Genomic DNA, 19464 nt, shown 5'->3' on the forward strand with positions numbered 1-19464 from the left:
TAATCGGCCGCTTTACGCAACTACCCGGAGTCCCACGTGTTCATTTCCAACGCTTACGCCCAGGCCGCACCCGCGGGCGATCCGACCGGCGGCCTGATGGGCATGCTGCCGCTGATCCTGATGTTCATCGTGCTGTGGTTCCTGATGATCCGCCCGCAGATGAAGCGCGCCAAGGAACACAAGGCGATGGTCGCGGCGATCGCGAAAGGCGACGAAATCGTCACCCAGGGTGGCATCGCCGGTCGCGTGACCCAGGTGGGCGAAAATTTCCTGCACGTCGAAGTGGCCGACAACGTCAATATCATCGTCCAGGCCCAGTCGGTCACCAACGTGCTGCCGAAGGGCACGCTGAAGACCCTGTGAGGCCCGCGCGACGGCGCGAGCGTCCCGCTCCGTCGTCGTGCCCGCGCATGGCGCCTCCCCACCCCACTTCATTCAAGTCATGAACCGCTACCCGCTCTGGAAGAACATCCTCATTGGTCTGGTCCTGTTCTTCGGCCTGATCTACACCCTTCCCAACTTCTACGGTGAAGTCCCCGCAGTTCAGGTCTCCAGCGGCAAAGCCACGCTCAAGCTCGACCCCGCGCTGGTCGCCCCGATCGAACAGACGCTGCGCGACGCGCAGGTTCCCTACGACGGGCTGTTCGTCGACGGCAACAGCATCCGCGTGCGGCTGGGCAGCACCGAGGAGCAGCTGCGCGCCAAGGACGCGATCGAGAAGCGGCTCAATCCCGACCCCAGCGATCCTTCATACATCGTCGCGCTGAACCTGCTGTCGGCCTCGCCGACCTGGCTCACCTCGATCCACGCGCTGCCGATGTACCTCGGCCTCGACCTGCGTGGCGGGGTGCATTTCCTGCTCGAAGTGGACATGCCGGGCGCGATCACGAAGCGGCTCGACGCGACCGCCGGCGACCTGCGCACGCTGCTGCGCGACAAGGACGTGCGCCACGCCGGCATCGTGCGCGAAGGCAACGCCATCCAGCTGCGTTTTCGCGATGCCGCACAGCGCGACGCGGCGCGCAACGCGATCCTCAACAGTACGCGTGACCTCCAGTTCGTCGACCGCGACGACGGCTCGACCGACCTGAAGCTGATCGCGACGCTGACGCCGGTCGCCCAGCAGACGATCCGCGACTTCGCGATCAAGCAGAACATCACGACGCTGCACAACCGCATCAATGAGCTCGGCGTCGCCGAGCCGGTGATCCAGCAGCAGGGCGCCGATCGCATCGTCGTGCAGCTGCCGGGCGTGCAGGACGTCGCGAAGGCGAAGGATATCCTCGGACGCACCGCGACGCTCGAAGTGCGCATGGTCGACGACAGCCCGGGCGCACTCGAAGCCGCGCTTGCCGGCAACGTGCCGTTCGGCACCGAGCTCTACACCGAGCGCGGCGGCTCGCCGCTGCTGGTGCGCACCCAGGTCGTGCTGACCGGCGACCGCCTGACCGATGCGCAGCCCGGCTTCGACGGGCAGACCAACGAGCCGGCCGTGCACCTGACGCTCGACGCCGCCGGCAGCCGCATCTTCCGCGACGTCACGCGCGAGAACGTCGGCAAGCGCATGGCGATCCTGCTGATCGAGAAGGGCAAGGGCGAAGTCGTCACCGCGCCGGTGATCCGCAGCGAGATCGGCGGCGGGCGCGTGCAGATCTCCGGCAGCATGACGACTGCCGAGGCGAACGACGTCGCGCTGCTGCTGCGCGCCGGCAGCCTCGCGGCGCCGATGGAGATCATCGAGGAACGCACCGTCGGCCCGAGCCTCGGCGCCGACAACATCGCCAAGGGCTTCAATTCCACGCTGTGGGGCTTCATCGCGATCGCGGTGTTCATGAGCGGGTATTACATGCTGTTCGGCGTGGTGTCGGTGATCGCGCTGGCGGCGAACCTGCTGCTGCTGGTCGCGCTGCTGTCGCTGCTGCAGGCGACGCTGACCCTGCCCGGCATCGCGGCGATGGCGCTGACGCTGGGCATGGCGATCGACGCGAACGTGCTGATCAACGAACGCATCCGCGAGGAACTGCGCAACGGGGTGTCGCCCCAGGCGGCGATCCACACCGGCTACGACCGCGCGTTCGACACCATTCTCGACTCGAACATCACGACGCTGATCGCCGGCATCGCGCTGCTGGTATTCGGCTCCGGCCCGGTGCGCGGCTTCGCGGTCGTGCACTGCCTCGGCATCCTGACCTCGATGTTCAGCGCGATCCTGATCTCGCGCATGCTCGTGAACCTGATCTACGGCCGCCGCCGCAAGGTCGAGAGCGTGTCGATCGGCCAGATCTGGAAGCCCGGCAAAGCCGGCAACTGAGCGGGCAACCGGGCGAACACGCAAGGAAAGCGGCGCCCGGCGCCGCCCCTGACGCAACCAAAGGCTTGAGAAATGGAATTCTTCCGCATCAAGAAAGATATCCCGTTCATGCGCCATGCGCTGACGTTCAATATCATCTCGCTCATCACCTTCCTGCTCGCGGTGTTCTTCCTCGCGACCAGCGGCCTGCACCTGTCGGTCGAATTCACCGGCGGCACGCTGGTTGAAGTGAGCTACCCCGAGGCGCCCGAACTTGAACCGATCCGCGAGGCGCTCGGCGATGCCGGTTACCCGGACGCCCAGGTGCAGAATTTCGGCAGCGCCCGCGACGTGCTGATCCGCCTGCCGAACCGCGACGATCTCGACACCGCACGGGTTTCCGAGCAGACGATGGCGACGCTGCAGTCGGTCGCCGGCCCTGCGCCGGAGTTGCGGCGCGTCGAGTTCGTCGGCCCGCAGGTCGGCAAGGAACTGGCGTCCGACGGCGCAATGGCGCTGCTGCTGGTGATCTTCGGCATCGTCGTGTACCTGGCGATCCGTTTCGAATGGCGCTTCGCGGTGTCCGCGATCATCGCCAACCTCCACGACGTCATCATCATCCTGGGCTTTTTCGCGTTCTTCCAGTGGGAGTTCTCGCTGCCGGTGCTCGCCGCGGTGCTGGCGGTGCTTGGCTACTCGGTGAACGAGTCGGTCGTCGTGTTCGACCGCGTGCGCGAAACCTTCAAGAAGCGCCGCAACCTCTCGACGCCCGAAGTGCTCGACCACGCGATCACCTCGACGATCTCGCGCACCGTGATCACGCACGGCAGCACGCAGATGATGGTGCTGTCGATGCTGCTGTTCGGCGGCGCGACGCTGCACTACTTCGCGATGGCGCTGACGATCGGCATCCTGTTCGGCATCTACTCGTCGGTGCTCGTCGCGAGCCCGCTCGTGATGTGGCTCGGTGTGTCGCGCGAGCAGTTCGTCAAGCCGAAGCGGGAAAAGGAAGAAGCGGTCGTGTGATCGGCGTGCGGGGGCGAGGTCAGTCCCCCCGCAAAGCAATACCACTTCCGGGGGCACCTCGACGCCGCCCCGGCCCGAGGCGCTTTCAGCGCGCGGGCGTCATACCGCGAAAACCTGCTTCACCCGCAGCGTCTGGCCGCGCTCGATCAGGCCGATCAGGCGGTCGATGTTGGGATGCTTGCCGGGATTCGCGCGGGCGTCCTCGCTGTGCTCGGCGTACAGTTCGAGCCCCTTCCGCGCCGCTTCGGGACCGATCGCGCCGTAAAGCTGCGCGAGATGGTTATAGACCGCCAGCGAGCCCGCCTGCCCGGCCTTGTTCTCGATCGTGCCGACGATCGAATCGTCCGCCTCGATGAGGTTCAGCGCGGCCAGATGCGAGATTTTCGGCAACTGCTTGAGGTTGTCGGCAAAAGGCATCGAAACTCCGTGGTTGATTGGGGCAGAACGCCACCCGCAGGTGGCGTTCGTCGAGACCCGGCGCAAGGGGGCCTTCAGATGCGCTTCGCGAGCGCAGCTGCCTTGCCGACGTAGCTCGCCGGCGTCATCGCCAGCAGCCGCGCCCGGTCGGCTTCGGGAATCGCGAGGCTGCGGATGAACTCGTGCAGCGCCTCGCGCGTGATGCCTTTGCCGCGCGTCATCGCCTTGAGCTGTTCGTACGGGTTCTCGATGCCAAAGCGGCGCATCACCGTCTGCACCGGCTCGGCAAGCACTTCCCACGCGCCGCCGAGGTCGGCCGCGAGCCGCGCCGGTTCGGCTTCGAGCTTGTTCAGCCCGCGCAGGCAGGAATCGAGCGCCAGCACCATGTGGCCGAAACCGACACCCATGTTGCGCAGCACCGTCGAGTCGGTCAGGTCGCGCTGCATCCGCGACACCGGCAGCTTTTCCGAGAAATGACGCAGCACGCCGTTGGCGATGCCGAGGTTGCCTTCGGCGTTCTCGAAATCGATCGGATTGACCTTGTGCGGCATCGTCGACGAGCCGACCTCGCCTTCCTTGAGCTTCTGCTTGAAGTAGCCCAGCGAGATGTACATCCAGAAGTCGCGGCAGGCATCGATCAGGATCGTGTTCGTGCGCGCCATCGCATCGAAGAGCTCGGCCATCGCGTCGTGCGGCTCGATCTGGATCGTGTACGGGTTGAATTCGAGGCCGAGCGATTCGATGAAGCCGCGGTTGAAGCCTTCCCAGTCGAACTCGTCCCACGCCGACAGGTGGGCGTTGTAGTTGCCGACCGCGCCGTTGAACTTCGCCGTCAGCGACACGCGGGCGATCGCGGCACGTGCGCGGATCAGGCGCGCAGCGATGTTGGCCATCTCCTTGCCGAGCGTCGTCGGACTCGCCGGCTGGCCGTGGGTGCGCGACAGCATCGCCAGGTCGGCGTGCTGGTGCGCCAGTTCGCGCACCCGGGCGATGACGCGATCGAGCGCCGGCAGCAGCACCGTGTCACGCCCCTCGCGCAGCATCAGCGCGTGCGAGGTGTTGTTGATGTCTTCCGAGGTGCACGCGAAATGGATGAACTCGGAGACTTTCGTGACTTCGGCGTTATGCCCGAGGCGCGCCTTGAGCCAGTACTCCATCGCCTTGACGTCGTGGTTCGTGGTCGCCTCGATCGCTTTGACCGCTTCGCTGTCGGCGGGCGAGAAATCGGCGACCAGGGCATCGAGTTCGGCGACGGTGGCCGCGGAGAACGGCGCGATCTCGGCGAGGCCCGGTTCGGCGGCGAGCGCCTTCAGCCAGGCGACTTCGACTTTCACCCGGTTGCGGATCAGGCCATGCTCGGAGAAGTGTTCACGCAGGCCCGCGACCTTGTCGTGGTAACGGCCGTCAAGCGGAGAAAGAGCAGTCAGGGGCGAAACGGACATAAGGGAATTTCCGGGCAAAGGTGCTATTTTACCCTTCCGGGCCCGTGGCGAGCGTTCGCCGGCGACGATGTTCGCCGCTCGTCCGAACAACTTGTCGAACCATCAAACCCGCCCCAGCCGAGAGACCAGACTATGAGCGAATCCGAAAAATATCGCATCGAGGTGGAAGCCATCGCCGAGTTTGTACCGGGACAATCCGACCCGGACGAAAACCGCTACGTTTTTGCCTACCACATCACGCTGACGAACACCGGCGAAGTGCCCGCCCAGCTGATCAGCCGGCACTGGGTCATCACCGACGGCGCGGGCAAAGTCCAGGAAGTGCGCGGACTCGGAGTGATCGGCGAACAGCCGATGCTCGCGCCGGGACAGCAGTTCAGCTATTCGAGCGGGTCCGTCCTCGAAACCCCGGTCGGCACGATGCAGGGCAGCTACCAGATGGCGGCCGAGGACGGCCACCGTTTCGACGCCGAGATTCCAGCCTTCATGCTGGCGATGCCGCGCGTGCTGCACTGAGCCCGGTCTCCGCCTGCCGGCGGAGGGAGGCGAATCCGGGAATTCGAATGCGGGAATTCATTTCCCTGCCAGTTCCGGACGCCACGCGCGCAGCCACACGGCCAGTTCGTCAGGCGGCAGCGGCCGGCTGAACAGGTAGCCCTGCACCTCCTGGCAACCGCTCGCGCGCAGAAAGGCGAGCTGTTCCGGTTTTTCCACGCCTTCCGCGATCGTGCGGAACCTCAGCGTGCGGGCGAGACTGACGATCGCCTCGACGATGGCTTCGCCTTCGGTGTCCTGGGTCAGGTCGCGCACGAACGACTGGTCGATCTTGAGCTTGTCGATGCGAAAGCGCTTGAGGTAATTGAGCGACGAATACCCGGTGCCGAAATCGTCGATCGACATGCGCACGCCATCCCGGTGCAGCGCGTCCATCATCGCCCCCGCCGCGACAGGATCATCCATCATCGCGCTTTCGGTCAGCTCGAGTTCCAGGCAACTGGCGGGCAGGCCCGCTTCGGCGAGAATGCGCGCCACGGTGGCGGGCAGGTTCTGCTGGCGGAACTGGTGCGCCGACAGGTTGACCGCCACCTGGCCCAGCGGCAGCCCGGCGAGTTGCCACGCCTTGAGTTGCAGGAGCGCAGTCTGCATGACCCACTCCCCGATCGGCAGGATCAGCCCGCTGCTCTCCGCAATCGGAATGAACTCCGCCGGCGACACCAGCCCGAGCTCCGGATGTTGCCAGCGGATCAGCGCCTCGACGCCGGCCACGCGCCCGAAGTCGACGAGATCGATCTGCGGCTGATAGTGCAGCACCAGTTCGTTGCGCTCCAGCGCGCGCCGCAGCGCAGCCTCGAGCCGCAGCGTGCGCGCCGAACGCTGCTGCATCTCCGCGGTAAAGAACCGGTAAGCGTTGCGCCCGTCGCTCTTCGCCCGGTTCGTCGCGGTATCGGCCCTCTGCAGCAGCGTCTCGAAGTCCTCGCCATCAGCCGGATACATCGCGATGCCGATCGACGACGTCACCAGCATCTCGTGACCTTCGATCAGCATCGGGTCGGCGGCGACGACGATCAGTTTCTCGGCCACATGGGCGGCGCTCTCGGCCTGAGCGTGCGGCAGCAGGATCAGGAACTCGTCTCCGCCGAGACGTGCCAGCGTGTTTTCCGCGCGCATGGCATTCCGGAAACGTTCGGCGATCTCGACCAGCAGCCTGTCGCCGATGCGATGGCCGAGCGTGTCGTTGATGTGCTGGAAGTGATCGATGTCGACGTACATCACGCTCAGCGACTCGCCGCTGCGTTGCGCGTTTCCGATCGCCTGGCGCAACAGGTCCGCGAACAGGCTGCTGTTGGGCAGCCCGGTGAGCGTGTCGAAATGGGACAGGCGCCGGATATGCTCCTGCGCCTCGTCGCGCCGCGACAGGTCGCGCACGAACACCGAGAAACATGCTGCGCGCCCGCTATCGAACGTGACGCTGACTTCGACCGGCTTGATTTCGCCCGATTTCGTACGGTGGCGCGTCTCGAAAGTGGCGCTGCCGTCCTCGACGATGGATTCGATATGCCGCACCACCTCCGAGGTATCGGAGGCATCGAGCTGCGTAACGTGCATGCCCACCAGTTCATCGCGGCGATAACCCGAGAACTCGAGGTAGGCGTCATTGACTTCGGTCAGCAGGCCGTCGCGGTCGAGCAGCCAGAACCCGTCCTGCGACGTTTCGAGCACCTTGCGGTATTTCACTTCGCTCTCGCGCAGCGCGGCGCTGGTTCGCGCCTGCTCGGCGACCAGGTCGATGCGGTCGAGCGCGTAGCCGATATCGGTCACCATCTCGGCGACCAGGTCTTGCATCTTGACATCGAACCCCTGGACGGCGGTGTCGTAGAGATTGAGCACCAGATTCACCTGCCCGCCGCGCAGGATCGGAAACGCTGCGGCCGCGCGCCATCCGAATTCGCGCGCCTGGGGATGCCAGGGCCGTGTCGCACTCTCGGCAAGATAATCCTGAATGACAACCGGACGATTGCTGCGCCACGCGGTGGCAGCCGGCCCGGCGGATGCGGGAGCGGACGGATCGAGCGCAATCACCAGTCCGTCAACATACTCGACACCTGCGCCAAAACGCGCCACCGGGATGAGGTTGCCGCTGTCCGGATCGCGGCGTCCGATCCATGCCAGCGCCACCCCGCCATGCTCCACCGCGATTTCGCAGATGCGCCGCAGCAACTCGGGCTCGCTGTCGACCCGCACGATCATCTGGTTGGTCGCCGAGAGCGCCGCATAGATCCGGTTCAGCCGGGCATATTGCGCGTCATGGCATGCGAGCGCTGCCGCCAGGTCGTTGAAACTGGTCGCCAGTTCGGCCATCTCGTCGCGTCCCCGCACCCTCGCGCGGGCCGACAGCTCGCCACGCTCCAACTGCTGCGTGACCGTGCGCAACTCGCGCAGCGGCCGCACCACGAGTCGCTGCAGCAGCCCGCCGAGCAGGACCAGGAGCAGCCCATAGCCTCCGCTGCGCAGGCCGAACTGTTGCCACCAGACCTCCGCCGCACGAACCCGCACCTCGTCCATCGGCAGCTTGATGCTCATGAGACCGCGCAGGTCGCCGACCTTGTATCCGTAGGCCTCCCCATAAGTGTCGCGGATCGTCGCGGGCGCGGCCTCGCGCTCGCCATGGCAGCCCATGCAATACGGCTCGAGCCAGATCGGCGCGGTGAAGTGATAGAGCTCTCGCCCGGCCTCGTCGCGAATTTCGGCGATGCGTTCGCTGGCTGTCGGATGCTCGCGAAACCAGTCCATCGCAGCCCGCTCGTGCGCATCGGCTCCATTGGCCGGATTGCGCGGACGGTCCGAGACGTTGTTGAACCGCAAGCCGGTCTTGATCCATCGAGGGAAATCGCTCGAGATGCGGGACAACGCATGCGCCGGCAGAAAGCCGATGGTTTTTTTGTCGACCGGCAAGCCGCTGGCGACGAACTGGTGGTGATACACCCGCCGCGTCGCCATCAACAGCGCCCGCACGACGCGTGCATTCTCGTCGAGTTCGGCGCGCACCTGCTTTTCGATGCCGCGATAGCCGAGATACAGGTCGGCGGTCATGATCGTGACGATCACGGCCGCGACGCCCAGCCAGATTTTCGATTGCAGGTTCATGCCTTTGTCTAAGCCATTCGCCGTCCGGGGCCGCGACGGGCCCTGACGAATATACGCCGCCTTTCATGCTTCCGGCATTAAATCGGCCGCACGCAAAATGGCGATATTATGGCTTCGCCCCTGGCTGAATCGCGTGCACAAATCAACAGGCGAGCGACGATTTGCTGGGTACAGCGAGGCGCCGCGAGCGCAGCCGGCGATTCTCGCCGGCGACCCCCCGCACGCGCCGGATCGTCGGGCGCCGGGAACTGCGCTGCAATCAGCTGCGGTAGTCAGCGTTGATCTTCACGTAGTCGTACGAAAGATCGCATGTCCACACGGTCGCCCGTGCACGGCCCCGCCCGAGGTCGACACGCACGGTGATCTCGGCCTCCTTCATCACCCGGGCGCCGTCCTCCTCGCGGTAGGTCGGAGCGCGGCCGCCGAGTTCGGCGACGAGCACCTCTTCGGCCGCGGTGCCGAGCCACACGCGCAGGCGCCCGACGTCCAGGTCCTGGATGCCGGCATAGCCGATCGCGGCGAGGATGCGGCCGAGGTTCGGGTCCGACGCGAAGAACGCGGTCTTGACGAGCGGCGACTGGCCGATCGCGTACGCCACTTTGCGGCATTCGACGATGTCGAGACCGCCTTCAACCGCGATCGTCATGAATTTGGTCGCGCCCTCGCCGTCGCGGACGATCGCCTGCGCGAGCCGGATCGACACGTCGATGACTGCGTCGCGCAGCGCATGGAAGTCCGGGCCGAGCGGATCGGCGATCTCGGCGTTGCCGGCCTGGCCGGTGGCGACGACGATGAACGAGTCGTTGGTCGAGGTGTCGCCATCGACCGTGATGCTGTTGAACGACAGGTCCGCAGCCTCCTTCGTCAGCGCATCGAGCAGGGCCTGCGAGACGGCTGCGTCGCAGGCGAGAAAGCCGAGCATCGTCGCCATGTTCGGCTTGATCATGCCGGCGCCCTTGCTGATGCCGGTCAGGGTGACGGTGCGACCGCCGATCTCCACCTGCCGCGACACCGCCTTCGCCAGCGTGTCGGTCGTCATGATCGCGTGTGCCGCATCGAACCACCCGTCTTCGCGCAAATCCGCGTGCGCGGCGGGCAGCCCGGCGATCAGGCGGTCCACGGGCAGCGGTTCGAGAATCACGCCGGTCGAGAACGGCAGCACCTGCTCGGGCGCGACGCCCAGTGCGCGGCCGACCGCGACGCAGGTCGCGTGGGCGTCTGCAAGCCCCTGTTCGCCGGTGCCGGCGTTCGCGACGCCGGTATTGATGACCAGCGCACGCACCTCGCCACCGGCGATGTGCTGCTTGCACAGCTGCACCGGTGCCGCACAGAAGCGGTTGAGGGTGAAGACACCGGCCACGCGGCTGCCCGCCGCAAGCTCGATCAGCGTCAGGTCACGCCGGTTGGCCTTGCGGATCCCGGCCTCCGCGACCCCGACGCGAACGCCGGGCACCGGAAGGAGATCGGACGGCTGCGCAGCGGTCAGATTCACAGGCATGGTTTTCTCCATCGAAGAAGATACGAGGTGGAAGGCCGCCCGTTGCCACGGTCAACAGGGTCGGCCATGCCGGGGATAACTGAAATTCGGGCCAGGCGGCAGGCGATCACGCGAGCGCTCCGGACGCGAGTCCCGGCAATTCCCCGCGCCTCGCGCCTCGCGCCTCGCGCCTCAGCTCAGTTTGCCGTGGCAATGCTTGTATTTTTTGCCCGATCCGCACGGGCACGGATCGTTGCGACCGACCTTCAGTCCGGCGGCGGGCGATGCCTGCGCGGCCCCCGGGTCGGCAGCGATGCCGAGCGCCTCGTCGAAGGCCGCGTGCTGGTACTGCACGTTCTCGAGTTCGGGCGGTGCCTCCGCCTCCTCGAGCTGGGCCTCGGTGCGCACCTGGACCGTCATCAGCAGCTTCGCGACGTCGTTGCGCACGGTATCGAGCAGGGTCTCGAACAGTTCGAAGGCCTCGCGCTTGTATTCCTGCTTCGGATTCTTCTGCGCATAGCCGCGCAGGTGGATGCCCTGCCGCAGGTGATCGAGCGCCGCGAGGTGCTCGCGCCAGTGGGTGTCGAGGCTCTGCAGCATCACGTTGCGCTCGAACTGGTGCCACGCGACCGGATCGACCTGCGCGATCTTCGCCGCGTATGCCTCCTCGGCGGCGGCGAGGATGCGCTTGAGGATGGTCTCGTCGTCGAGGTTCGGTTCCGCCTTGAGCCATTCGCCGACCGGCAGCCGGAGCTGGAACTCGGCGGCGAGCGCCTGTTCGAGCGCCGCGATGTCCCATTGTTCCTCGACGCTGTCGACCGGCACGTGGAGGCGGAAGCTGTCGTGCAGCACGCCCTGGCGCATCGCGCGGACCGTCTCCGAGATGTCCTCGCTCTCGAGCAGCTCGTTGCGCTGCTGATAGATGACGCGGCGCTGGTCGTTGGCGACGTCGTCGTATTCGAGCAGCTGCTTGCGGATGTCGAAGTTGCGCTGCTCGACCTTGCGCTGCGCCGATTCGAGCGAGCGCGTCACCATCGCGTGCTCGATCGCCTCGCCTTCGGGCATCTTCAGCCGGACCATGATCGCGTTCAGGCGCTCGCCGGCGAAGATCTTCATCAGCGGATCTTCGAGCGACAGGTAGAAGCGCGAACTGCCCGGATCGCCCTGGCGTCCCGCGCGGCCGCGCAGCTGGTTGTCGATGCGGCGCGACTCGTGCCGCTCAGTGCCGATGATATGCAGGCCGCCGTTGGCGAGCACCTGCTCGTGCACCGGCTTCCACTCCTCGCGCAGCGCGGCCGTGCGCGTCTCCTTCTGCTCCGGCGTCAGCGTCTCGTCGTCGCGTACCGCGGCGAGCTGCCGCTCGATGCTGCCGCCGAGCACGATGTCGGTGCCGCGGCCGGCCATGTTCGTCGCGATCGTGATGACTCCGGGGCGGCCCGCCTGCGCGACGACCTCCGCTTCGTGCTCGTGCTGCTTCGCGTTCAGCACCTGGTGCGGCAGCTTGACGCGGTTCAGCTCGCCCGACAGGAACTCGTTGATCTCGATCGACGTCGTGCCGACCAGCACCGGCTGGCCGCGCTCGACGCAGCCGCGGATGTCGGCGATGACCGCGTCCCACTTCTCTTTCGCGGTGCGATAGACCTTGTCGTTCTCGTCCTTGCGGATCATCGGACGATTCGTCGGCACGACGACGGTCTCGAGGCCGTAGATCGAATGGAATTCGAAGGCTTCGGTGTCGGCCGTGCCGGTCATGCCGGCGAGCTTGCCGTACATGCGGAAATAGTTCTGGAAGGTGATCGACGCGAGCGTCTGGTTCTCGGCCTGGATGCGCACGCCTTCCTTCGCCTCGACCGCCTGGTGCAGGCCGTCGGACCAGCGCCGGCCGGCCATCAGGCGGCCGGTGAACTCGTCGACGATGACGACTTCGTTGTTCTGCACCACGTAATGCTGGTCCTTGTGGTACAGCGCATGCGCGCGCAACGCGGCGTACAGGTGATGCACGAGCAGGATGTTGCCCGGGTCGTAGAGGCTCGTGCCTTCGGCGAGCAGGCCCATGCGGGTCAGGATCTGCTCGGCGTTCTCGTGGCCCTGTTCGGTCAGCAACACCTGGCGCGCCTTCAGGTCGAGCGTGTAGTCGCCCGGCCGGGTGACGTCGTCGCCCTCGCCTTCCTGCTCGGTCAGCATCGGCGCGACCTGGTTGAGCTTGAGGTAGAGGTCGGTGTGGTCTTCGGCCTGCCCCGAGATGATCAGCGGCGTGCGCGCCTCGTCGATGAGGATCGAATCGACCTCGTCGACGATCGCGAAGTTCAGCCCGCGCTGCACCCGCTCGCCGACCGAATAGACCATGTTGTCGCGCAGGTAGTCGAAGCCGAACTCGTTGTTCGTCCCGTAGGTGATGTCGGCGGCGTAGGCGGCCTGCTTCGCCTCGTGTCCCAAGCGCGACAGGTTGCAGCCGGTGGTGAGGCCGAGGAAGCCGTAGATGCGCCCCATCCACTCCGCGTCACGGCTCGCGAGGTAGTCGTTGACGGTGATGACATGCACGCCCTTGCCGGTGAGCGCGTTCAGATAGGCCGGCAGCGTCGCGACGAGCGTCTTGCCTTCGCCGGTGCGCATTTCCGAAATCTTGCCGTTGTGCAGCACCATGCCGCCGATCAGCTGCACGTCGAAGTGCCGCATGCCGTGCACCCGCTTGCCGGCCTCGCGCACCACCGCGAATGCTTCCGGCAGGATGCTGTCGAGCGCCTCTCCGTTGGCGACCCGCTGCTTGAAATCGGCAGTTTTCGCCTGCAAGGCCTCGTCCGACAGCGCGGAGATTTCCGGCTCGAGCGCATTGATCGCGCGTACGGTCTGGGAATACTGGCGGATCAGGCGCTCGTTGCGACTGCCGAAAATTTTCTTGAGTAGGCCGGAGATCATGGATGGTGGGGTCAGGCGATTCGGCAAAGGCGCAAGTTTAGCATGTGGCTGGAATCGATCCGCATTGCAAGTCGGCGTCCCGGTCGGCGTCGCGCTGCCGGCCGGTGACCGGGGCCATCCTCGCGGCGCTTGCGGACAGGGGACGCGAAACCTACCATGCCGGATGACCGCGAGCGCCCTTCAATGACCCAGCTTATCCAGCGTTTTCTCGGCACCGGCGATGCGCTGGCGCGCTTGCGCGACCACGCGGCGCGCCTGCGCAAACTGCAGGCGGTGCTGGAACAGCACCTGCCGCCGGCCTTGGCATCCGCCTGCGCGGTCGCCAACGTCAAGAACGACACCCTCGTGCTGCTCGCGCATGGCGGGGCCGTCGCGGCGCGGCTCAAGCAGATTGCCCCGACCCTCGCGGAACAGTTCGGCGCGGCCGGCCTGCCGATCCGGACGATCCAGGTGAAGGTCCAGGTGATCGAGGAGCGCGAAGCGCCGCGCCCGGCCCCGGACCGCAGGTTGTCGGACGCGGGGCGGCGCAGCCTCGCCGATTTTTCATCGAGCCTGCCGGCCGATTCGCCGCTGCGCGAATCGCTCGAACGGCTGATCAACCGCAGCCGGGCCGGCTGACGCGCTCACACGAGCGGCAGGAACACCCGCTCGAGCGCGAGCAGCGCGAGGAATACGAAGACGACGACGAGGCCGGCGCGAAGAAAATTCCACGCCCAGCGGCGATAACGGGGATTGCCGGTCAGCATCCACGCGATCAGCGAGGCGCCGATGCCGATCGCCGCGAGGACTGCGAGAAGACGAATGACCAGCATCGTCGGGGATCAGGTCGCCGGCGCGAGTTCGAACTGATGGCTCACCGCGGCGGGAGTCAGCCCCGGCTGCTCGAAGGTGACGATTTCCCACGCCGACCGGTCCTCGAGCAGGACCCGCAGGATCTGGTTGTTCAGCGCGTGCCCGGCCTTGTGCGCGCTGTAGGCCGCGAGCAGCGGGTGGCCGCACAGATACAGGTCACCGATCGCGTCGAGCACCTTGTGCTTGACGAACTCATCGACGTAGCGCAGGCCATCGGAATTGAGCACGCGGTATTCGTCCATGACGATCGCGTTGTCGAGACTGCCGCCGAGGGCCAGCCCGTGGGCGCGCATCGAATCGACATCCTGCATGAACCCGAAGGTTCGGGCACGGGCGACGTCGCGCACGTACGAATGTTCAGCAAAATCGACGGTCACGCTGGTCGAGGTCTTGCTGATCGCCGGGTGGTCGAAGACGATCGAGAACGTCAGCCGGAAACCGTCGTGCGGCTCGAGCCGCACCCACTTGTCGTCCTCGCGGTACTCGACCGCCTTTTTGACGCGCAGGAAGCGCTTCGGTGCCTTCTGCTCCTCGATGCCCGCCGACTGCAGCAGAAACACGAACGGGCCGGCGCTGCCGTCGAGGATAGGAATCTCGGGTGCATCGACATCGACGTGAAGGTTGTCGATGCCGAGACCGGCCACTGCGGACATCAGGTGCTCGACGGTGCCCACTTTCGCCCCGTCGCGCTCCAGCCCGGAACACATGCGCGTGTCGCAGACGGAATACGGATCGGCGGGCAGATCCACCGGCGGATCGAGATCGACGCGGTGAAAGACGACCCCCGTGTCGGGCGCCGCCGGTCGCAACACGAGCTGGACCTTGCGTCCGCCGTGCAGGCCGACGCCGGTGGCCTTGACGAGCGATTTGAGGGTGCGCTGCCTGATCATTTTTGAATTATTCCTGTTTCCGGCCAGCAGTTTAACACGGCAACCGGCGCCGCCCGGAACCCGCCCACCGTGCGGGTCCACGGCCGGTACTGCCCGCAACGGTTCATTGGACCGCCGCAGGAGCGTTTCGCTCCAGGGGAAATCACGAGGCGGGAACGTGGAGCGGCCACGGGCGCCCTGAGCGCGGACCGGAGGCAGCGGTCCGCGCTCAGGGCGCCCGTCGAACGGGACGGGACCCGGGCGGTGTCAGTCGGCCTGCTTGCGCAGGAAAGCCGGGATGTCGTACGTGCCCATGCCGTTTGCGCTCATCGCCTCGACGGTGGTGCGGCGGGTGTGGCGGATCACGGCGGGGACGTCGAGATTGGCCATATTGACGTTGCCGCCGAGCGGGCCATAAGTGCCCGTACCCTGCACGACCTGCATCACCGGCTGGCGTCCGGTGCGCGGCGCCCCGAGGCCGGTCGCGACGACGGTCACGCGCACGCGGTCTTCCATCGTCTCGTCGAACACGGTGCCGTATTTCACGAAGGCTTCGGGGGCGGCGAACGCCTGCACCGTCTTCACTGCGTCGCGCACTTCCGACATCTTGAGCGAGCGGCTGGCGGTGATGTTGATCAGCACGCAGCGCGCGCCCGACAGTTCGGTGCCTTCGAGCAACGGGCTCACGGCAGCCTGCTCGGCGGCGATGCGCGCGCGATCGAGGCCACCGGCTTCGGCCGAGCCCATCATCGCGCGGCCCATCTCGCCCATCGCGGTGCGCACGTCCTGGAAGTCGACGTTGACGAGGCCGGGAACATTGATGATCTCGGCGATGCCGCCCACCGCGCTGCGCAGCACGTTGTCGGCCGAACGGAAGCAGTCTTCGAAGCCGGCGTCGTCGCCATACACTTCGAGCAGCTTGTCGTTGAGCACGATGATCAGGGAATCGACGTAGCGCGTCAGTTCCTCGACACCGCTTTCGGCAACGCGCAGGCGGTTCTCGAAGTCGAACGGCTTGGTGACGACCGCGACGGTCAGGATGCCCATCTCCTTCGCGATCTCGGCAACCACCGGGCCGGCGCCGGTGCCGGTGCCGCCGCCCATGCCGCCGGTGATGAAGCACATGTGCGCGCCGTCGAGCGCCGCGGCGATGGCGTCGCGCGAATCCTGGGCGGCGGCCCGGCCGGCCTCGGGCTTCGAGCCGGCACCGAGCCCGGAGCTGCCGAGCTGGATCTTGTTCGACGCGAGGCAGCGGCTCAGCGCCTGGGCGTCGGTGTTGGCGACGATGAACTCCACGCCCTGCACATTCTCGCGGATCATGTGGTCGACGGCGTTACCACCCGCTCCGCCGACGCCGATCACCTTGATCACCGTGCCGGTCTGTTCCTTCTCAACGATTTCGATCATTTGCCTCGTCTCCTGAATATCAACCGTTTTGCGCATCGGGCACCCGGCTTACCCTGTATTTAGTGTCAAACGGAAATTTTATAACTAAATAGGCGATCGACACGGGCGCACTTTCAAATTCCACGGACGATTCGACGTCCGCTCAGAAATTCTTCTCGAACCATGACTTCATCCGCCCGAACACCTGGCGGACACTGCGCGTTTCGCGCGCCAGCATGCCCCGCCGGCGCTGCGCGGACCCTTCCATCACCAGCCCCATCGCGTTCGCGTAACGCGGCTGGCACACCACGTCCGCGAGCCCGCCGGCATACTGCGGCGAGCCGATACGCACCGGCATGTGGAACACTTCCTCGCCGAGCTCGACCATGCCCAGCATCACCGAGGAACCGCCGGTCAGCACGACCCCCGACGACAGCAGCTCCTCGTAGCCGCTGCGGCGCAATTCCGCCTGCACCAGCTCGAACAGTTCGGAAACCCGCGGTTCGATGACGTCTGCCAGACGCTGGCGCGACAGCGGCCGCGGCGGCCGGTCGCCGACACCGGGCACTTCGATCATCTCCTCGGGGTCGGCGAGGGTGTGCAGCGCGACGCCGTGGCGGATCTTGATCTCCTCGGCCTCGGAGGTCGGCGTGCGCAGTGCCATCGCGATGTCGTTGGTGACCTGGTCGCCGGCGATCGGCAGCACTGCCGTGTGGCGGATCGCGCCGTGAGTGAAGACGGCGATGTCGGTCGTGCCGCCGCCGATGTCGACGAGGCACACGCCGAGGTCCTTCTCGTCCTCGGTCAACACCGCGTAGCTCGACGCGAGCGGCTGCAGGATCAGGTCCATGACCTCGAGGCCGCAGCGGCGCACGCACTTGATGACGTTCTGCGCCGCCGACACCGCGCCGGTGACGATATGCACCTTGACCTCGAGCTTGACGCCGCTCATGCCGATCGGCTCGCGCACGCCGCCCTGGCCGTCGATGATGAACTCCTGGGTCAGGATGTGCAGGATCTGCTGCTCGGCCGGGATCGGCATCGCGCGCGCGACCTCGATGACGCGCTCGACGTCCAGCGGCGTGACCTCCTTGTCCTTGATCGCCACCATGCCGTTGGAGTTGAAGCTCTTGATGTGGCTGCCGGCGATGCCGGTATAGACGTCGCGGACCTTGCAGTCAGCCATCTGCTCGACTTCCTGGATCACGCGCGCGATCGCATCGACGGTGGCCTCGATATTCACGACCACGCCGCGTTTGAGGCCGCTCGTCGGCTGCGTCGCGAGCCCGATGACATTGAGGCGCCCATCCGGGCGCGACTCGGCCACCATGCAGGTGACCTTGGCGGTACCGATATCGAGGCCGACGACCAAGTCCTTGTATTCCTTGCTCATTGCTTGCCTTTCGTTGCTTTCAAGTCGCCCACCGGAGTGAGCGCGAATCCGCTCGGATAGCGGAGATCCGCTACCGCAACCTGTACTCCGACGCTGTCGCGCGCGTTCGGCCATGCATGAACGAAGCGCGCCAGCCGCTGATCGGTCGGGGCCTTTTCATGGTCCCGGCCGAGCACGATCACCAGGCCGTCGTCGAGGCGCAGCTGCCACGCCTGGCGCGCCGACAGCGCGAGGCCGACGAGACGCCGACCGAGCGGCTCGAGCACGCGCTCGAACTCGCGATGCCGCGCCTGGATGTATGCCGCCGAGCCCTGCGGACCCGAGAAAGCCGGGATGTCGGCATTGCTCGCGGCGATGAACACTTCGCCGTAGCGATTCACGAGCTGCGATTCGCCGCTCTCCGACACCGTCCAGTACGCCGCCGCCTGGTGCTCCTCGAGCCGCAGTTCGAGGACGTCCGGCCAGCGCCGTCGCACTTCGGCGCGGCGCACCCACGGCAGCTTCTCGAACACCCCGCGCACCTGCTCGAGGTCGACCGAGAAAAAATTGCCGCGGATCGCGGTGCGCGCGACGTATTCGAGCTGCGCCGTCGTGACCTGCGCCGGCGGCGCCAGCACGACGACTTCGCGCAGCGGAAAAAGCGGCCGCGACAGGAACCACACCACGAGCGCATAGCCGAGCGCGACCGCGGCAAACAGCATCAGCACGTCGGAAATCAGGTTCAGCGTCGCCGGCTTGTCCCACAATCCTTCCTTTTCACGCGCGCGTCCCGGCGTCCGGCCGCCGCCGAGGCCGCCGTGGCGCAACGCGTGGCGGGGACGGATGTCAGCCAAGGCGCGCATCCTCCAGGATCGCCAGGCACAGCGCGGTGAAGTCCAGCCCGACGGCTTTGGCCGCCATCGGCACCAGCGAATGACCGGTCATGCCGGGCGAAGTGTTCATCTCGAGCAGGTACGGCCGGCCGTCCGCGGTCAGCATCAGGTCGGCGCGGCCCCAGCCGCGGCAGCCGAGCACCCGCGCGCTCTTCATCACCAGCGCCTGCAGCGCCTGCTCCTGTTCGGCGGGCAGGCCGCTCGGGCACAGGTAGCGGGTGTCGTCGGTGAAATACTTGTTCTGGTAGTCGTACTTCCCGCCCGGCGCCTCGATGCGGATCACCGGCAGCGCACGCTCGCCGAGGAAGGGCACCGTCAGCTCGGCGCCGGCGACGAATTCCTCGGCCAGCACGAGGTCGTCGAAGCGCGCCGCGAGCGCCCACGCCGCCTTGAGCTGGCCGGCCGCAGTGACTTTCGTCGCGCCCATGCTCGAGCCTTCATGCACCGGCTTGACGAAGATCGGCAGCCCCAACTCGGCGACGACGGCGTCCCAGTCGGTGTCCGCGGCGAGGATCGCGTAGCGCGGCGTCGGCAGGCCGCACGCGGCCCACACCATCTTGGTGCGCCACTTGTCCATGGCCAGCGCGGACGCCATCACGCCGCTGCCGGTGTAGGGGATCTTCAGCAGTTCCAGCAGCCCCTGCACCGTGCCGTCCTCGCCGCCGCGGCCATGCAGCGCGATGAACGCGCGCTCAAAACCCTGCTCCTTGAGGATGTGCAGATCCTGTTGCGCCGGGTCGAAGCCGTGTGCATCGACGCCCGCCGCCTGCAAGGCCGCCAGCACCGCGTTGCCGGACATCAGCGAAACTTCCCGCTCGGCGGACGTGCCGCCGAGCAGCACCGCGACTTTCCCGAATTTTGCCCCCACGCCGTTGCCGC

General features: G+C 66.4%; 16 protein-coding genes. 5 read left to right on the forward strand and 11 right to left on the reverse strand.

Going from position 1 to position 19464, the window contains the following annotated elements; genetic code table 11:
- Positions 1 to 36 precede the first annotated feature (36 nt).
- From yajC to secF, 3 genes are all read left to right on the forward strand, one after another.
- On the forward strand, positions 37 to 363 hold the full coding sequence (gene yajC / locus GO606_RS20845; RefSeq protein ID WP_169116586.1) for a preprotein translocase subunit YajC: 327 nt from the start codon (positions 37 to 39) through the stop codon (positions 361 to 363).
- 79 nt (positions 364 to 442) lie between these two features.
- On the forward strand, positions 443 to 2311 hold the full coding sequence (secD, locus tag GO606_RS20850; protein ID WP_169116585.1) for a protein translocase subunit SecD: 1869 nt from the start codon (positions 443 to 445) through the stop codon (positions 2309 to 2311).
- A gap of 72 nt (positions 2312 to 2383) precedes the next feature.
- Entirely contained in the window at positions 2384 to 3316 is a 933-nt protein-coding gene (gene secF / locus GO606_RS20855; RefSeq protein ID WP_169116584.1) for a protein translocase subunit SecF, read from the forward strand.
- Between the two features lie 99 nt (positions 3317 to 3415).
- On the opposite strand, the gene GO606_RS20860 is transcribed toward secF, so the two are convergent.
- Both GO606_RS20860 and purB read right to left on the reverse strand, forming a co-directional pair.
- A complete protein-coding gene (locus tag GO606_RS20860; RefSeq protein WP_169116583.1) occupies positions 3416 to 3733 on the reverse strand; it encodes a DUF2322 family protein in 318 nt (105 codons plus the stop codon).
- Positions 3734 to 3807: 74 nt separating this feature from the next.
- A complete protein-coding gene (gene purB / locus GO606_RS20865) occupies positions 3808 to 5175 on the reverse strand; it encodes an adenylosuccinate lyase (protein ID WP_169116582.1) in 1368 nt (455 codons plus the stop codon).
- 132 nt (positions 5176 to 5307) lie between these two features.
- On the opposite strand from purB, the gene apaG reads away from it, so the two are divergent.
- The gene (gene apaG / locus GO606_RS20870) at positions 5308 to 5691 is read left to right on the forward strand and encodes a Co2+/Mg2+ efflux protein ApaG (protein ID WP_011236625.1); all 384 of its coding nucleotides are present in this window, start codon (positions 5308 to 5310) and stop codon (positions 5689 to 5691) included.
- Between the two features lie 57 nt (positions 5692 to 5748).
- Here apaG and GO606_RS20875 read toward each other — a convergent pair whose 3' ends face one another.
- The 3 genes from GO606_RS20875 to secA all read right to left on the reverse strand — a co-directional run bounded on the left by GO606_RS20875 (position 5749) and on the right by secA (position 13213).
- Complete coding sequence (locus GO606_RS20875; protein WP_169116581.1) at positions 5749 to 8820, reverse strand: EAL domain-containing protein; 3072 nt, start codon at positions 8818 to 8820, stop codon at positions 5749 to 5751.
- Between the two features lie 259 nt (positions 8821 to 9079).
- Entirely contained in the window at positions 9080 to 10318 is a 1239-nt protein-coding gene (argJ, locus tag GO606_RS20880; protein WP_169116580.1) for a bifunctional glutamate N-acetyltransferase/amino-acid acetyltransferase ArgJ, read from the reverse strand.
- A gap of 171 nt (positions 10319 to 10489) precedes the next feature.
- Positions 10490 to 13213 (reverse strand): preprotein translocase subunit SecA, encoded by a 2724-nt coding sequence (secA, locus tag GO606_RS20885; RefSeq protein WP_169116579.1) that lies wholly within the window; start codon positions 13211 to 13213, stop codon positions 10490 to 10492.
- A 183-nt stretch (positions 13214 to 13396) separates the two neighbouring features.
- On the opposite strand from secA, the gene GO606_RS20890 reads away from it, so the two are divergent.
- Positions 13397 to 13831, forward strand: a complete 435-nt coding sequence (locus GO606_RS20890; protein WP_169116578.1) for a DciA family protein — start codon at positions 13397 to 13399, stop codon at positions 13829 to 13831.
- A 5-nt stretch (positions 13832 to 13836) separates the two neighbouring features.
- Here the strand turns inward: GO606_RS20890 and GO606_RS20895 are convergent, their stop codons facing one another.
- From GO606_RS20895 to GO606_RS20920, 6 genes are all read right to left on the reverse strand, one after another.
- On the reverse strand, positions 13837 to 14025 hold the full coding sequence (locus tag GO606_RS20895; protein ID WP_169116577.1) for a hypothetical protein: 189 nt from the start codon (positions 14023 to 14025) through the stop codon (positions 13837 to 13839).
- Positions 14026 to 14034: 9 nt separating this feature from the next.
- Positions 14035 to 14955, reverse strand: a complete 921-nt coding sequence (gene lpxC, locus GO606_RS20900) for a UDP-3-O-acyl-N-acetylglucosamine deacetylase (RefSeq protein ID WP_169116576.1) — start codon at positions 14953 to 14955, stop codon at positions 14035 to 14037.
- A 246-nt stretch (positions 14956 to 15201) separates the two neighbouring features.
- A complete protein-coding gene (gene ftsZ, locus GO606_RS20905; RefSeq protein ID WP_169116575.1) occupies positions 15202 to 16341 on the reverse strand; it encodes a cell division protein FtsZ in 1140 nt (379 codons plus the stop codon).
- Between the two features lie 142 nt (positions 16342 to 16483).
- Complete coding sequence (gene ftsA / locus GO606_RS20910) at positions 16484 to 17713, reverse strand: cell division protein FtsA (RefSeq protein WP_169116574.1); 1230 nt, start codon at positions 17711 to 17713, stop codon at positions 16484 to 16486.
- Positions 17710 to 18555, reverse strand: coding sequence for a cell division protein FtsQ/DivIB (locus GO606_RS20915; RefSeq protein WP_211166419.1), 846 nt, complete (start codon positions 18553 to 18555; stop codon positions 17710 to 17712). The genes ftsA and GO606_RS20915 overlap by 4 nt, the downstream gene beginning before the upstream one ends.
- Positions 18539 to 19453, reverse strand: coding sequence for a D-alanine--D-alanine ligase (locus tag GO606_RS20920; protein ID WP_169116689.1), 915 nt, complete (start codon positions 19451 to 19453; stop codon positions 18539 to 18541). The genes GO606_RS20915 and GO606_RS20920 overlap by 17 nt, the downstream gene beginning before the upstream one ends.
- Between the last annotated feature and the right edge of the window lie 11 nt (positions 19454 to 19464).

This window comes from Aromatoleum anaerobium, from assembly GCF_012910705.2.
Lineage (GTDB): Bacteria > Pseudomonadota > Gammaproteobacteria > Burkholderiales > Rhodocyclaceae > Aromatoleum > Aromatoleum anaerobium.